A 15,414-nucleotide genomic window follows, 5' to 3' on the forward strand; every position below is an offset into this window, starting at 1 on the left:
TGAATCAGCAGCAGTCACGGATAGACGAGCGCGATCTTCGGCTGGAGGAACGCCTGAATCAGCAGCAGTCACGGATAGACGAGCGCGATCTTCGGTTGGAGGAATGCCTGAACCGGCAGCAGTCACAGATAGATGAATATGCGGGGATGATTCAAAGCTTAAAAGATGAGCTTTTGCGCAACACCAACAGCATGGTGGAGCAGAATCAGCAGATTTTGAACATAGGCGGTCAGCTCCATGAGATCAAGTGTAAGGAGGCTCTTCTTGACAATAAGCAGTCCGCAATGGTCTATGCCTATCGTTATCTTCTGAATCGAGAGCCGGAAGATGAGTCCATTGTTTCTGGCAATATGTTGGATTGGCAACATCTGCGCAAGGAGTTTATGGCTTCTGCGGAGTATCAGTTAATCACATCGACCACCCCGAGAGAGATGCCTTACTATAGCCTAACTGTGGCGGGAATCACATATTTTCATGCAAAAGAAGATTTATTGATGCCTAATGGGATGATTACAAGCGGGAAAAGCTGGGGAGAAGCAGACATCCAGAATTTTATCAAAATTTCGGATCAGCAGCATTATGGCGGAACCGCACCGCGGGAGGGTCTGTTTCTGGACATTGGCGGAAATATCGGAACCACTTCGATCTACTGTAAGCTGAAGTTGAAGCCGTCTTTCCGCTTCATCGCATTTGAACCGGTCTCAGAGACAGCCAAATTGCTGTCTGCCAATATTGCAGTAAACGGGGCGTATCCAGACATTATAGTCGAACGGGTTGCATTGTCAAACCAAAAACAGGAGCGGGCAGGCATGCAGATCAACCATGAAAACTGGGGAAACTGCAGTCTGACTACTGACGGCAGCAGCGGAGAGGAACAGGTTACGGTCACGACACTTGACAGTTATCTGGCAGAACACCAAATCAGACAGGAAGAGATCAAATATATCTGGATTGACGTGGAAGGGCATGAGGCTGAGGTGCTGGAAGGGGCGGCCTCCCTTTATCGTAAATCCAAAATCCCAACCTGTCTGGAATTTAATCAGAGGGTTTATATGGAACGGCAGAAATACGAGAAGATGCTGGTTCTATTGGAACGATATTTTGATTCCTTCATGGTTTGTGAACAGATCACAGGGGAAAACGACCGCTTGCGCCCCATCAGCGAACTGCGGATGTTGTGGGAAGAATGTGAACACAGGTCCTGCGACCTGATTTTGATGTAAAGAAAATTGTTGTCACAGTCGGTTGGCAACAGGTCAGGAGAATCGGAAATGAAGCAGATACCCGGAAGAGAAGAAGTCATTCGCGCGATTGATAAGGCGATGTCGGAGGAGAGTGGCTGTCTGGAAAACCTGGAATTCGCATGGTTTGAAATCCGACGTTTGGAGGAGATCGGCCCCGTGGAGGGAGATTGGCCGATCACCTCGCATCGTCCAGTCATCGGGAAGATCATTATAGCGGTAAAGCGATTTTTCAGAAAGATGCTGCATAGCTATATACCGCGTGTGGTCGAGGACTTTAACCGGATCAATGAATCACAGCTGCGGACGATCTCATTTCTGGCGCACAGTGTAGAAGAGCTTGATCAACAGTGCAGGCAACAGGCTAAAATGCTCAAACATTACGAATCTATTTTGTGTGAAACTTTGTCCTCTGGGTCCAACATGGAAGGAATGGCCCACTGGATCCAGAAAGAGGTGGATGAAAAACGGGATTGATGCGGTTTGTTTCGTGCGGCGAAACAAGGCCAATCTGTTGATTCCGTTTTTCACCTGGAGGAGGATCAAGATGAAAAAACTGCTTGTGATAAATTTTTTTCCGGCGTTTGTGCCACCGAGAAGCGGTGGGGAGCTACGCTACTTTAATATGTATCAGGGACTGAGCCGGTATTATGACGTGACACTTTTGTCTCCGACTTATGAAAACCATAAAGAAGAGATTGTGGTCCATTCTGATACATTTCGAGAGTACCGCGTTCCAAAAGAAAGCATCCATAGCCAGTTGCATTCGGATATTGCGAAAGAAAAGATATGCAGTGAGATTTCCGCGCTGGTTTGCAGCCTTTCCGCTGAAACCCACAACCGGTATCATGACCTGTATCAGCAGCTGTATCCGGAAGCGGACATCATTATCCACGAATTCCCGTATATGCTTTCGTATGACCTCTATTTTGGCATAGACGACAAGCCGCGTATTTATAACAGCCATAATTTTGAAAGCAATCTGCTGAGGCAGATGTGGAAAGGCCCCAATGCGGAAAAATACCTCTCGAAGATGCGGGAGGCAGAACGTACATTGGTACAGAACTGTGACCTTGTTTTCGCAACGTCGGAGGAAGAGCGGACCGCATTTGCCTTGGCATATCATGTGGACCGGGATCAGATCCGGATCGCGCCGAATGGAATCGACGTCTCATTATATGAAAAAGAGCGGCAGTGCCGGCGTCCGGATGAGCGCAGAAAGGTGTTTTTCATCGGCAGCGCACATCCGCCGAATGTGGAAGCGGTGTCCTTCCTGACCAAGATCGTTGCGCCGGCATGTCCAGAGATAGATTTCCATATCGCAGGGAAATGCTGCAACGACGTAAAATGCGGCCTGAAAAATGTGCATCTTCTCGGCTTAATTGATGAGGAGCAGAAGGATGATCTGTTCACGACCAGTGATGCGGCGGTCAACCCGATGTTCTCCGGTGCAGGTACCAATCTGAAAACGTTGGAATTCCTTTCTGCCGGAATCCCGATGCTGTCGACCTACGTCGGCGTGCGCGGGCTGGATTTGGAAGAAGGTGTCCACTATGTGCACGCTGAAAAGGACGATTTTGTCCAGAAATTGAAAGAGCTGTTACAAAACGAGCGGCAGCAGGAGACCCTTTCGCGGAAAGGCAAGGAATTTATCAATAGCCGGTACTCATGGGAAAAGATTTGTGACGACGTGCATCAGGCGATCGAGACCCTCCCCGCAGAGCGGGAAAAAACAGGGCTGCACACCATCCTTGCAGTCAATGATTATTCAGTCGATCGGCCGAGTGCAGGCGGAGAAATCCGTATCCACCATCTGCTCAAGCATCTGTCAAAATACAACCGTATTATTTATGTCTGCTTGAACCAAGACGAGGTGAAAAAGCAGTATCTGACAGAGAATTTCCTGCATATTTCGCTCCCGAAAACAGAGGAGCATCTTGCGAGAGAAGCAGAGATCAACCGTCAGCACTGGATTAGCGCTGACGATATTGTCGCTGGAACTATGATCCATGAAAATGCGCTCTATATGCAGGCAGTGCAGACGATCGGAGCGCTTTCGGATATCATTATTCTTGAACATCCTTATATGGTGGATGCGATCCAAGGTCTACCCGACCGGCCTGTAATCTATGAGAGTCATAATTTTGAATACCAGTTGAAAAGGGAACTTCTGGCACAGCATCCGATGAAGGAAAGGCTGGTCGCAGAGGCCAAACGGCTGGAATTTGCGGCTTTGGAGCGGGCCAAACTGGTGGTCAGCTGTTCCCAGGATGAGGTGGAACCGCTCCGTCAGTTCGCGGGGCGGGATGACCTCGCAATCGAAGTGATTCGTAACGGTGTGGCCTTCACCGAGCGGAAGTATGATTATTCTGCATGGAAAAGCCTGTTCGATGGCCGCCCTCTGGTGGTGTTCGTGGGAAGCGGACACACACCGAATGTGGATGCGGCAAATTTTATTGTCAGCCAGCTTGCGCCGTCGATGCCGGATGTCGTATTTGTGCTGATTGGTACGGTCGGCGATGCGGTTGCGCATTTGAGTATCCCGCAAAATGTACTGCTTATGGGGAAACTGGAGGAAAAATATAAAAATTTCCTCCTGTTCGCTGCGGATGTTGCGGTCAACCCTATGGAACAGGGCGCAGGTTCCAACCTGAAACTGGCAGAATATTTTGCTTATGAAATTCCTACGGTCACAACCGCTTTCGGAGCGAGGGGATACGAGATCGAAAATGGATGTCAGGCGGTCATCTGCGAAAGAGCAGAGTTTGCCCGGAACATCAGATGGTTGCTGGAACATCCTGCCGAGCGGGAGGAAATGGTCCGGTCGGCTTGCGATTATGCAAAAAGAGAACTGAGCTGGGAAAGTTTGGCAGATCAGTATGCTAGGTTGATTGATGTTTTAATGGGAAAAAAGCGGCTGCTGGCGGTTACATATCGTTATAATACGCCTCCCAGAGGGGGGGCAGAGATCTATCTGGAAGAGGTATTGCGGAGGATTGCGGCTCGGGAAAATTATGTCGTAGATGTAGTGACGACAGAAATTGGGGACATCCTTAACCAATTTCAATATTCGTGCAGCTACACCAAGGATAAAGCCAGCACGGGCGCATTGGATAATGGTCTGACCGTTTTTAAATTCCCTGTGGATGAGCTTACACTTCATGAAAAATGGGAAAAGTGCAGTGAAATCTACAGGGTGGCAATGGAAGAAAGCGTAAAAATTGCACGAACCTTTGTTAAATATTATAAATATCCCCTCCTAATGGGAGGCTGGCACTATCCCGAGGTGCGTGTGGATGGGGTCTATATCTGGGCCTCGGGATGTGCAGAGCTTTTTGTTCGGGGAGCCAGTGCACTTTCTCTAGGCGGACATACCGATCGCAGACAGAAGCTCCGGCTGCTGCTCGACGGGAATCAGCTGCTTTCTACCACCGTTCATGGTGATTTTCTGTTGAACCTCGAGAAAATTTGTGGAGATGTTGTCACGATCGAGTCGGTCCCGTTCCAGTTGACAGATCAAGACCCCAGGCCATTGAGCGTCTGTCTTTCGGAGATTGCATACCGGAATCAGGATCAGTGGGAAACGATCGACTTCACCTTTAACTATAAGCAGTTTTTGCGACAGTCTATAGCAGGAGAATATGTGTCCGAGCTCATACATATCGCGAATATGCGGGAATCAAAAATTGATAAGCTTTTCTATGAAGCTAGAGGGCCGGTTTCTCATAAATTACAGGAGTGGTTGGAAAAGAATATAGAAAAATATGATGTGGTGCTTGGGCACAGTATCCCGTTTAACACACTGATTGATGCACAGGGGATTGCGAAAAAGCATGAGGTGCCTTGTGTCGTACTGCCGCATTTTCATATGGAGGACGAATTCTATCACTGGAGGAGCTTTTATCAGGCTTTGTCCGGTGCGGATTGTGTACTTTCATTTCCAGTGGCCGCAAAAGAAATGTTCTTTGATAAAATTAGAGCAAAAACAAAAAATGTGTCCGGAGGGGGAATCAATCCTGAAGAGTTTGATGAAACAGATTCTTCAGAATTCAGGAGGCAGTACACAGACAAGCGGCCATTTCTCCTTGTGCTGGGACGTAAAGCAGGCGGAAAAAATTATCAATGGGTGATTGACGCGGTAGAAGAACTGAATCGAAGAGGGACAGCGATCCATATGGTGATGATCGGACGGGATGACGATAAAATTCCGGTTCAGTCTCCACATGTGACCTATTTGGGAGAACAGTCCCGAGCCGCGGTCATCGGTGCGCTAAAATGCTGCGAATTTGTTGTCAACATGAGCGAGAGCGAGAGCTTTGGCATCGTGATTCTGGAGGCATGGCTCGCGGGCAAAACGATTATTGCAAACCGCCGATGTGTTGCGTTTGAAGAGTTGATCGACCATGAGGTCGATGGAATTTTGTCGACCCATGAAGATTTGGCGGACTCCATTGCTTGTCTTATGGTAAATCCCAATAGAGATAAGATGGCAGAACGGCGCAGAAAGAAAGCAGATCGGTTTAGCTGGGAGCAGCTTTCCCGAGACATTGAAAAAATTCTTGGGGAGACGGAAGGGATGTATTGTAATGGAAAAACAAGAAATTAGCAAAAGGGGATTTTGGGAGATATTGCTACCCGCCCTGTTTCTGTCGTTTACCTTCTTTATCTTTGGCCCGCTCGAACTTTATATTTCCAATATTGCAGAGTTTTGGTTCTCGTTGGGAGATGTCCTGTGGCCGAGTGTTTTAGCCGGGTTTCTCGTCTGTATGCTGCTTTTTCTCGTGGGAATTTTCTTGCGCGGCAATTGGAGGGAATACTATATCTGCTTGTTAATCGGAGTGGGAGTGGCACTCTATATTCAGGGGAATTTCGTGAAAACCGACTACGGCGTTCTGGATGGGCGGGCGATTCAATGGGAGAATTATACTTCGACAGCAATTTGGAATACACTTCTGTGGATTGCCTGTATCGTTCTCCCGTTCGTTGGACGTACTCTGTTTAAAAAGCAATATAAAACAGGGGTGACTTTGGTTTCTGGCTGCGTGTTATTGGTGCAGATGATAACCCTAGGGACGCTGTTTCTTACAACGGATTTTTCAAAACAGAAAGAAGGGGAAGTACATCTGTCAGCCAAAAATCTATATACCGTTTCCCAACAAAAAAATGTAATCATTTTTATTTTAGATGCCTTTGACCAGAGGTTTTTGGATCAAATTCTAATTGAAAGTCCGGAAATAGCGGATTTATTTGATGGTTTTACCAGTTATTCCAATACAAGTTGCATGTTCCCAGGGACACAAGGATCTATGCCGTATATTATGACGGGACAGGTTTATAAAAATGAGCAGCCATATGACGCGTACATCGAAGAAGCCTGCAAAAATACAGACTATTATCACAAACTTCGGGATGAAGGGTTTGATATTGGCTTGTATACGACAGACAGATTTCTTTCAAGCGAAATGAAAGAGACATTTTTAACCAATGCAGAAAAAGAAAAAATTCCAGTGAAATCCCCAGTATCACTGGAAAAAGCAATGCTTCGTTTGGCAGCTTTTCGTTATTTTCCGCATATCATTAAGCCGTATGTATGGTTTTATAGCGGGGTTTTTGATGAGTTAAAAGCAGAGCAAGCTGAAAGTAAAGTTGTAGCTTTCCCTGCGGGCAACACAATTTTTTATCAATCCTTGAAAGAGGATGGATTAAAGTTGTTACCTGATCAAAATGTATACAGATTGATACATTTAGTTGGAGCGCATCCACCGGTTTACATGAATAGTGATATTACAATCGCAGAGAAAGGAAAGGCAACTTACATTACACAGGGAAAAGCGTGTTTAAAGATCATGGGAGAATACTTGAACCAGCTGAAAGAATTGGGAATATATGACCAGAGTATGGTAGTAATTACGGCCGATCATGGTGAGTCATCTACATTGGGTGCTTTTCCCATTTTTATGATAAAAGAATTTGAGCAACATGGAAATCTTAAATTTTCAGAAACCCCGATTAGCCACAGCAACTTGATGCCAACGATCTTTAATGCACTTGGGATAGAGACAAGAAAAAATGAAAATACAATCTATCAGGTGAATGAAGCAGATGATATAGAGAGGGAGTATTATTGGTTTCAGTGGAATACGGTAGATAAAAATTATATGCCAGATCTGTTGGAATATCAGGTGACAAAAGAAGGACAGCTTTATTTGACTGGAAATCAGTATACCTATCAGGGTGTAAAAACATTTGCTCCTTATGCTTATGAAATTGGCAGTGAAATCATTAGCATGGATTTTGATCCCCGGCGATACTTTTTAGATGGTCTTGCCAGCATAGAAAGTAATGGACAAGGCGTTTATTGGGTGTGGACATGGGGTAAAAGTGGGCGAATTCTTTTGAATGTTGGAGATGGATTAGAGGGTTTAACAGGAAATTTTGTATTTTCAGGTATTTATGCACCTCCGCAGAAACTTATAATCCGGAGTGGAGATAGAGTCTTGTATGATGGTGAAATCTTCTCTCCAGAAGAAATCGTCAGTTTTAATATACCATCTGAATGTATCAAGAATGGATGGTTGACCTTAAATTTAGAATATCCAAATGCGATATCTCCAGAGAGCCGAGGGGAAAGCGCAGATTATCGTGATTTAGCGTTCTCATTTTCGTCTATCCGTTTTTATGAAAATGCTGGATAAATAATCCAAAAGAACAGAGAAAGCATGCTTTCTCTGTTCTTCGACCGATATGGTCGAAGAACAATATACATTTTGTTTTCCTATCGGAAGGTCAGGAGGATTTTATGAAGAAGCGGGAATTTAAAACGACGGCGTCCCAAAGAACTATTTTAGTGATAACTGCCTCTGTATTTTTATTTCATGTATGTAGCGCTATTCTCTGCAAAAGGCATTATTATGCAGATGGGGCATATGCCCTTGTAAATTTGGTTAATCAACAGAATGAGTTACTTCCTTTAAGCTATGACGCCAATACATTGAGGATGGGTGCAGAATTTATCAATCAGTTACTGGTGATTCTTTGTCTAAAATTCGGAATACGAAGCATAGGATTTTTGAGCATTGTATTTGGAATATCGTTGTTTTTCAATAGTGTGGTTGGAATGACACTTTGCTGGAGAAAGTGCAGATATTTAGAGAATGGAAGAAATCTGATCCTCTTTCCATTTGCAGCGTATGCATTTTTCTGTTTACCCGCAGATATTTTCTCATTAAATCCAGCGTTTACCGCTTTTTGGATTGATATGGTATTGTTTTTTTATATTATCAGTGAAAATAAAAAAACGATTGACAAACTTATATTAGGCGTTTTATTGATTTTAGCGGCGACCTCTTATGAAACCTATTTGGCGATTGGACCGCTTCTGTTGCTGATTTCTCTCATGGAAATAAAAAACCAAAAGCAGAATCCAGTCAAAAGAAAAGAACTGATTATCATATCGATTGGGATTGTATCTGGAGTGATTGTGAATATTCTGTATAAAGCAACACATCACCCACCAACAGAGGGAAGTTTTTTCACAGGATTTCTTTCTTTCTTGAATAATAGTAAGAATATTTTAACTTCTAACCTGCTGATTTCCCTTGTAGGACTTTTTTTAGTGGTACTTGGCATCAGCAAATTATTGGATAAAAGATGGATATGGTTGTCCATGGCTGCCTTGGGAATAATTTATATAATGGTAGTACGATATTATTATCACTTCTATAGCCCTGTTTCTGAATATCACTATAGGATATTGATTGCAGTTGGAATGGCCGGAGGTATTCTATTGGCATATGCCTATTATCGGCTTTATGATACAGTGATTGTAAAAAATATCTGTATCACAAATTGGTGGAGAGCTGCGATCATTGTGTTTGTTCTGCAATGTGTATGGCAATATGGGAATACGTATGAATGGAATCAGTATCTGACCCGTTTTTCAGAGACCGTCAGAACGAACGAAGGGATTATAGAAGATCCTCATAAGGAAAATCCGTTTTCTTGGGGTTGGACACAGCCAAGTTTATCACTATTAGAGAGTGAAGCGAACCGTATTAACTGCCTGGTAGCGCCGAATGCTCGTCAAATATCAGTTAATAATGGAGTTGTATATATTCCGTTTTTATATATAAATAATGATGTTTTTGATATGTCAACTATTATTGCATATGAAAACAATAAATTTTCCGCAGCGGATTGTCAGAATGTGTCACTCTCTTGTGATCCCCAAAGGGATTTTACCAGAGAAAATGGCAATATGGAATTAAGTGTAGAAATATATAATAACGGAGAAAAAACACTAGAAAATAAAAACTTATTTGCATCCTACCATATCTATTTTAACGATGAACGTGTTGTGTGGGATGGACCTCGCGTGGAGATCGATCAAAATATTGCTCCTGGAGAAAGTTATTCAATAAACGTTCCCATTGATGATGACTTTTTATCGCATTTTTTATTGCAGGAAGGAAATTACAGTTTTGTGCTTGATCTCGTAAGAGAACATGAGTACTGGTTCCATGACAGTGGGATGCAAAAAACAGAAATTACTTTGCATTACCGTCCTGCTGTGATAGAACTGAAATAATGACGCAATCGAAACAGAGGAGAGAATCATATGGATAAGATATTACTTTTTATTCCAATGTATAATTGCGAGAAGCAAATTATACGTGTGTTAGGACAATTGAATAATGAAGTATGCAGTTACCTAAGTGAGGTGCTGGTCATCAATAACAGAAGTACAGACAATGGAGAAAAAGTAGTAGAAAACTACTTGAAGAAAAATAAGTTAGGGGTCAAAACCACTTTGCTTCGGAACGATGAGAATTATGGTTTAGGTGGGTCCCACAAAGTAGCGTTCGACTATGCGATAAAGAGCGATTTCGATTATGTGATTCTGTTGCATGGAGACGATCAAGGGGATATTTCCAATATTTTACCTTATTTAAAGGAGCGTACATATGAACAGTATGATTGCTTTTTGGGAGCACGTTTTATGCATGGATCACAGCTAAAGGGCTATTCAGGATTTAGGACTTTTGGAAATCAAGTATATAATCTGCTGTTCTCTGTCGGCTGTGGCTATCGAATTTATGATCTGGGTTCGGGCCTCAATATGTATCGGACAGCAATATTAAAGGATGGATTCTATCTGAAATATAAAGATAATCTTATTTTCAATTATTGCATGGTGATGGGTTCCGCCTATTATGGCCATAAAGTGAAATTTTTCCCGATTGTTTGGAGGGAGGACGATCAGGTTTCCAATGTAAAAATGGTAAACCAGGCGATTACAGTATTGAAACTGTTGGCTTCCTATATGGGCGGGAAAAAGAAATTTGTTCAAGGCGAACATCGAGATAAAATTATAAAAGCATATACGGCAACGACGATCTATTCCTGCTGATGTGTTCAATGGGGATGCTTAAAAATGAAACGAAGGATTTACAATATAATCAATAGTTTTGTGCTGGGGATAACCGCAATCTGGTTTATTTACCGCTTCTATGATATTCAAGGGATTTTTGTGAAGAGTACCCCTATATCAGTAGTTTCTATTATGGGAACAGCACTTCTGATCTATGGAATAAAATTTTGTAGATTATATCTTGCTTTATATGATGCACAGTTAGGTTTAGAAATCTGTTTAACCACCTATTGCAAAGTAACCCCAATCAGCATTATTCTTCCATTTAAAGTGGGGGAATTCTTTCGAATATATTGTTATGGGAGGCAGATCGGAAGTCTTTTAAAAAGTGTCGTGATTATCCTTTTAGATCGCTTTATGGATACTGCAGCACTGGTAACAGCTATTGCTTTGGTATGGATATTCTATGGTGAAAGACCATCTGTTTTTATCTATTTTTTGTTGATTTTTTTGATATTGTCTGTGTGCTTTTATTTTGTATTTCCTGGGATTTATCGGTTTTGGACAAGGTACCTTCTCTGTGCGAAAGCATCCGAGCATAAGATCTGGGCGCTGAAAACATTGGAATCAATCCATACACTTTATAGTGAGATTGAAAATGTGGTAAAAGGAAGAGGAATGATTCTCTATTTCCTGTCATTAGCCGCATGGGGAATCGAGATCAGCAACATAACATTGATAAATTATATGACAGGAGGTAATCATACAGGTGTGGTAATTTCTGAATATTTATTGTCAGCAATGAGCCGCAGGCAGTCTCCGGAATTTGACCAGTTTGTATTCATAAGTGTGATAGGATTTGTATTGCTTTTTTGGATGTTGTGGGTACGCAAAATGCTCTTTAAGAAAGAGGATGTAAAATGAAAGTAATTGTCGTTTATGATGATACAGGACGAAAAAGCGAAGCAATTACGGATATTATAGGGGATAAGGGGTTCGCTGATGTAATAGTTAAAAAAAGGAGATTGGAAGAGTATTATCAAAGCAGCATTCGCAAGATATATTCTGATCTCCAATGGAAAAAGGTACATTCAGCTTTTGAATATCCGGAATTGGTAAGAGAGATAGAACTGCACAGTGAAGAAACCATACGCATACTTCATTGTTTTTCCAATTATTTGATCTCAGATGAAGAAAAAGCATTGCTGTCTTTCAAAAAATTGGACTTTATCAAAGAGCCTTATTCTGCAAAGAAAGGCAAGCGGATAGCAGCCGTTTTGTTTCCGGATGCAAAGTCATACCTATTTTTTTGCAAAGCAATCCTTTCCGGACAAAAGCCATGGGATGCGGCAAAGAGTATAAAAGAATTTTTTGAGATAGATGGACTTGTTGACATCGGAATAGTAGGAAACTTTGTTCAATGCGTTACCGGGAATTTTGATTCTCGATATTTTAATTCATTGAGGGGAAACGAATATACGCTGGTAAAAAGTTCATCAAATATAAAAAAAATAAAAAGTGAATACACGTTTTATCATCTTCTTCCGGAAGATATGAAATATTGGTTTGTCATGCCTTTCCATTATCAAGAGAGTGAGACAGAGGCAAGTTATACTATGGAACGTCTACATATGACAGATCTTGCGATTAAGTGGGTACATGGTTCGATGGATGAGTCGGAATTTGAAGAGCTGCTTGACAAATATTTCTTCTTTTTCCGAAGCAGATATTCTAGAAAATGCAGCAAAGAGGAATATGAACGGGTCGCTAAGGCATTGTATATTGACAAAGTGAAAGAGCGAATTACAGCCTTAAAAAGGCTTCCGGAATATCAGAAGATTCAAACTATAATTGAGATATCCGAGGAAACGAAACTGGATCTACTGGTTTTGAAATATTTTAGATTAAAAGAAAAAATAGAAGCAAAAATGGACGTCTCTTACGAGAGTGTTATTGGGCATGGAGATCCATGCTTTGCCAACGCTTTATACAGTAAATCAACCAAAACTTTAAAATTTATTGACCCGAAAGGCGCACTTTCTGAAGAAGAACTGTGGACAAATCCATATTATGATATAGCAAAACTTAGTCATTCAGTATGTGGAAGGTATGATTTTTTTAATAATGCTTTGTTTGATATTCATATCAATGATCAGTTTCTCTACACCCTTGAGATACCGTTTGATCCTTCAAAATATATTGATATTTTTAGAAGGAAAGTAGAGGAAAATGGATTTGACTATCTGGCAGTACGCATTTATGAAGTGTCCTTATTTTTATCAATGCTGCCGCTGCATATTGATAATCCCCATAAGGTCTTAGGATTTGTTTTGAATGCAAGAAATATATTAGAGGAGATCGAACGGGATGTTTAAAGAATATTCGTTTGTATTTGACATTGATGGCACACTTTGCCCGATCAAAAAGGAAGAAGAGCAGTATGAAGATCTCATTCCTTACCCCGAAATGGTAGAGAAACTGAGCTATTACAAGCAAAACGGGGCCAGGATCATCTTGTATACTTCCAGAAATATGAATACTTATCATGGAAACATTGGCCTTATCAATAGGCATACAGCAGCTGTTTTGTCGGCTTGGCTGGAAAAATGGAAAATACCATATGATGAGATTATTTATGGAAAAGTATGGCCAGGTCAAAAGGGCTTTTATGTGGATGATCGAACGATACGCCCTGATGAATTTTTGAAATATACACCGCAAGAGATGGAAGCTTTATGTTCAGCATCTAGATGCAATACACAAAAGAATGAGGAGACCAAATATGAAAAATAAGATAGATATTGTAATCACAATGGGAGGACTTGGTTCAAGATTTCGCAAGATAGGTTATCAGATCCCTAAATACATGATAGAGGCAAAAGGGAAAACGTTGTTTGAGTGGTCTTTGATGAGCCTGGAGGGGTATCGTGCGGATGCGGCACAATATATTTTTATCGCTATGCGCGACAAATCGGTGGATGTGCAGTCTTTTATTAACGCACAGTGTCAGAAGTTGAATATACAAAACTATCACGTTATTTTGTTAGACTATTTGACGGATGGCCAGGCTACCACCGCGAAATTAGCAGAACAGTATTGGGTTCCAGAACACGCCCTATTGATCTATAATATTGATACTTATGTTGAATCGGGGGAAATGAATAGTACTGAATTAAAAGGAGATGGATTCATTCCTTGTTTTCAGGCAGAAGGGATCCATTGGAGTTTTGTCCGGCTTGATGAAAAAGGAAAAGTGGCAGAGGTCAAAGAAAAGAAGAGGATTTCCAATTACTGTACACTTGGCGCATATTATTTTAGGACTTGCCAGTTATATCGGGATCTTTATGAGGCATATTATAGAAAGAAGCCGGAACTGGTTAATGGAGAAAAGTATGTGGCTCCCTTATATGATTATCTTTTATCCCAAAATGGAGAGATATACATATCGGATATTGCTCCCGAAAAGGTGCATGTTTTAGGGACGCCAGAAGAATTAAAGAGATTTTTAGAGGAATAGTCAATGATGGATGGAACATCAGAGGTGTGCTTTGAAAAAACTATTGATACAGGGAATGCACTTTATCGGATTGAGCGGAATTGGCTGGCTTTTAGATTTTTGTGTATACGCAGGGTTTAGTGCTATCTCGGGAAATCTGGTAAAAAACAATATGATCAGTTCTTGGGTAGGAGTAACATTTGTATTCTTTTTTGCGACTAGAAAGGTATTTCAGAATAAAAGTAAAATACCTTTGAGTTGCAAATATCTGATCTATCTTTTTTATCAATGTATTCTGATCCTATTTGTTTCAAAGCTCTTGGGAATTGTGAATACTGAAATTATAAAAAACTTTAAAGTAATGCTTATTTTAAGATATTCTCCGATTTTATCCAAAATTTTAATTACGCCTGTTACCATGATATTGAACTTTTTTGTGATGAAAGGGCTTATAGAAAAACTATAAACAGAGATATTCATAAGTATTTAGATAAAATTTGGAGCCACCAGTATATTTATAAATACAAAACGCCGGAGATAGGCAAAATATTGTATCAGGAATACGCTTCTGGAGTCATCCGGACAGAACAGGATTTTGTAGCTCGATTACAGGAATTGGAGGCCGTTTGAAAGGGTAGTAAGAAAATCTATATTGTGGCTAAAATTTTTGATAGGCCCGGAAGCGTAGCATACCTATGCAAGACACCTAGGGTCTGTTCACACAAACGAAGATATGCTATAATAAGGGAATGGAACTGAAGAAAGAACAATACGAACAAATCGCAGAGTGCTTTCCGAAACAGCGGAAAGCAGCAAAAATCAGCAATCTGGATGTATTGAATGCGGCGCTGTACGTAATGGAAAATGGGTGCAAATGGAGGAGCCTGCCCAAAGAATACGGAGATTGGCACGTGATCTATGTCCGGATAAACCGCTGGGCGAAAAAGGGAGTTTTGGAAAAAGCATTTTTGCGTTTGCAGCAACTGGGAATCATAAAAATCCAAGTAAACGTGGTCAGTTTGGATTCCACCTGCATCAAGGTTCATCCTGACGGAATGGGTGCACTGAAAAAAACGGAGCGCAAGCCGTCGGAAGAACACGTGGTGGGTGGAACACCAAACTTCATATGGTCGCCGCATCTGATCGAGATGGGGTAATCTTTTCGTTGTCTGCCGGAAACCGTGGAGATGGCCCTGAAGGCCGTACTCTTTTGCAGCAGCTCGGTCCGGCGGATCACCCGGTTTACCTTCTGATGGATCGGGCCTACGAAGGGGATGAGACAAGAGCTTTGGCAGTGGAACTTGGCT

At 41.8% G+C, this 15,414-nt stretch carries 11 protein-coding genes; all 11 read left to right on the forward strand.

All coding sequences use genetic code 11. The annotated features are described in order from the left end of the window. The coding region (locus C814_RS08765) for an FkbM family methyltransferase (RefSeq protein ID WP_016315307.1) at positions 1-1,223 on the forward strand (1,223 nt) is incomplete at its 5' end. A gap of 48 nt (positions 1,224-1,271) precedes the next feature. After that, positions 1,272-1,718 carry a hypothetical protein gene (locus C814_RS08770; RefSeq protein WP_016315308.1) on the forward strand — a complete coding sequence of 149 codons (447 nt, stop codon included), beginning with the start codon at positions 1,272-1,274 and terminating at the stop codon, positions 1,716-1,718. A 70-nt stretch (positions 1,719-1,788) separates the two neighbouring features. Next, positions 1,789-5,847 (forward strand): glycosyltransferase family 4 protein, encoded by a 4,059-nt coding sequence (locus tag C814_RS22085; protein ID WP_016315309.1) that lies wholly within the window; start codon positions 1,789-1,791, stop codon positions 5,845-5,847. Further along, complete coding sequence (locus tag C814_RS08775; RefSeq protein WP_016315310.1) at positions 5,828-7,936, forward strand: DUF998 domain-containing protein; 2,109 nt, start codon at positions 5,828-5,830, stop codon at positions 7,934-7,936. The genes C814_RS22085 and C814_RS08775 overlap by 20 nt, the downstream gene beginning before the upstream one ends. Positions 7,937-8,040: 104 nt before the next feature. Continuing rightward, positions 8,041-9,828 carry a hypothetical protein gene (locus C814_RS08780; RefSeq protein ID WP_016315311.1) on the forward strand — a complete coding sequence of 596 codons (1,788 nt, stop codon included), beginning with the start codon at positions 8,041-8,043 and terminating at the stop codon, positions 9,826-9,828. Positions 9,829-9,858: 30 nt separating this feature from the next. Further along, positions 9,859-10,650, forward strand: a complete 792-nt coding sequence (locus tag C814_RS08785; protein ID WP_016315312.1) for a glycosyltransferase family 2 protein — start codon at positions 9,859-9,861, stop codon at positions 10,648-10,650. 24 nt (positions 10,651-10,674) lie between these two features. Further along, positions 10,675-11,535 carry a lysylphosphatidylglycerol synthase domain-containing protein gene (locus C814_RS08790; protein ID WP_016315313.1) on the forward strand — a complete coding sequence of 287 codons (861 nt, stop codon included), beginning with the start codon at positions 10,675-10,677 and terminating at the stop codon, positions 11,533-11,535. Beyond that, positions 11,532-12,986, forward strand: a complete 1,455-nt coding sequence (locus C814_RS08795; RefSeq protein WP_016315314.1) for a hypothetical protein — start codon at positions 11,532-11,534, stop codon at positions 12,984-12,986. Before C814_RS08790 ends, C814_RS08795 begins: the two co-directional genes overlap by 4 nt. Next, positions 12,979-13,404, forward strand: coding sequence for an HAD family hydrolase (locus C814_RS08800; protein ID WP_016315315.1), 426 nt, complete (start codon positions 12,979-12,981; stop codon positions 13,402-13,404). Before C814_RS08795 ends, C814_RS08800 begins: the two co-directional genes overlap by 8 nt. After that, positions 13,394-14,128 (forward strand): glycosyltransferase family 2 protein, encoded by a 735-nt coding sequence (locus C814_RS08805; RefSeq protein ID WP_016315316.1) that lies wholly within the window; start codon positions 13,394-13,396, stop codon positions 14,126-14,128. Before C814_RS08800 ends, C814_RS08805 begins: the two co-directional genes overlap by 11 nt. A gap of 728 nt (positions 14,129-14,856) precedes the next feature. Next, complete coding sequence (locus C814_RS08815; RefSeq protein WP_016315101.1) at positions 14,857-15,264, forward strand: IS5 family transposase; 408 nt, start codon at positions 14,857-14,859, stop codon at positions 15,262-15,264. Positions 15,265-15,414 lie beyond the last annotated feature (150 nt).

Origin of the sequence: Anaerotruncus sp. G3(2012) (assembly GCF_000403395.2) — a bacterium.
GTDB lineage: Bacteria > Bacillota > Clostridia > Oscillospirales > Ruminococcaceae > Anaerotruncus.

Excerpts from the sequence above, each read along its gene's own strand:
- C814_RS08770 (WP_016315308.1), top strand. The coding sequence starts at position 1,272 with ATGAAGCAGATACCCGGAAGAGAAGAAGTCATTCGCGCGATTGATAAG.
- C814_RS22085 (WP_016315309.1), top strand. The coding sequence starts at position 1,789 with ATGAAAAAACTGCTTGTGATAAATTTTTTTCCGGCGTTTGTGCCACCG.
- C814_RS08775 (WP_016315310.1), top strand. The coding sequence starts at position 5,828 with ATGGAAAAACAAGAAATTAGCAAAAGGGGATTTTGGGAGATATTGCTA.
- C814_RS08780 (WP_016315311.1), top strand. The coding sequence starts at position 8,041 with ATGAAGAAGCGGGAATTTAAAACGACGGCGTCCCAAAGAACTATTTTA.
- C814_RS08785 (WP_016315312.1), top strand. The coding sequence starts at position 9,859 with ATGGATAAGATATTACTTTTTATTCCAATGTATAATTGCGAGAAGCAA.
- C814_RS08790 (WP_016315313.1), top strand. The coding sequence starts at position 10,675 with ATGAAACGAAGGATTTACAATATAATCAATAGTTTTGTGCTGGGGATA.
- C814_RS08795 (WP_016315314.1), top strand. The coding sequence starts at position 11,532 with ATGAAAGTAATTGTCGTTTATGATGATACAGGACGAAAAAGCGAAGCA.
- C814_RS08800 (WP_016315315.1), top strand. The coding sequence starts at position 12,979 with ATGTTTAAAGAATATTCGTTTGTATTTGACATTGATGGCACACTTTGC.
- C814_RS08805 (WP_016315316.1), top strand. The coding sequence starts at position 13,394 with ATGAAAAATAAGATAGATATTGTAATCACAATGGGAGGACTTGGTTCA.
- C814_RS08815 (WP_016315101.1), top strand. The coding sequence starts at position 14,857 with ATGGAACTGAAGAAAGAACAATACGAACAAATCGCAGAGTGCTTTCCG.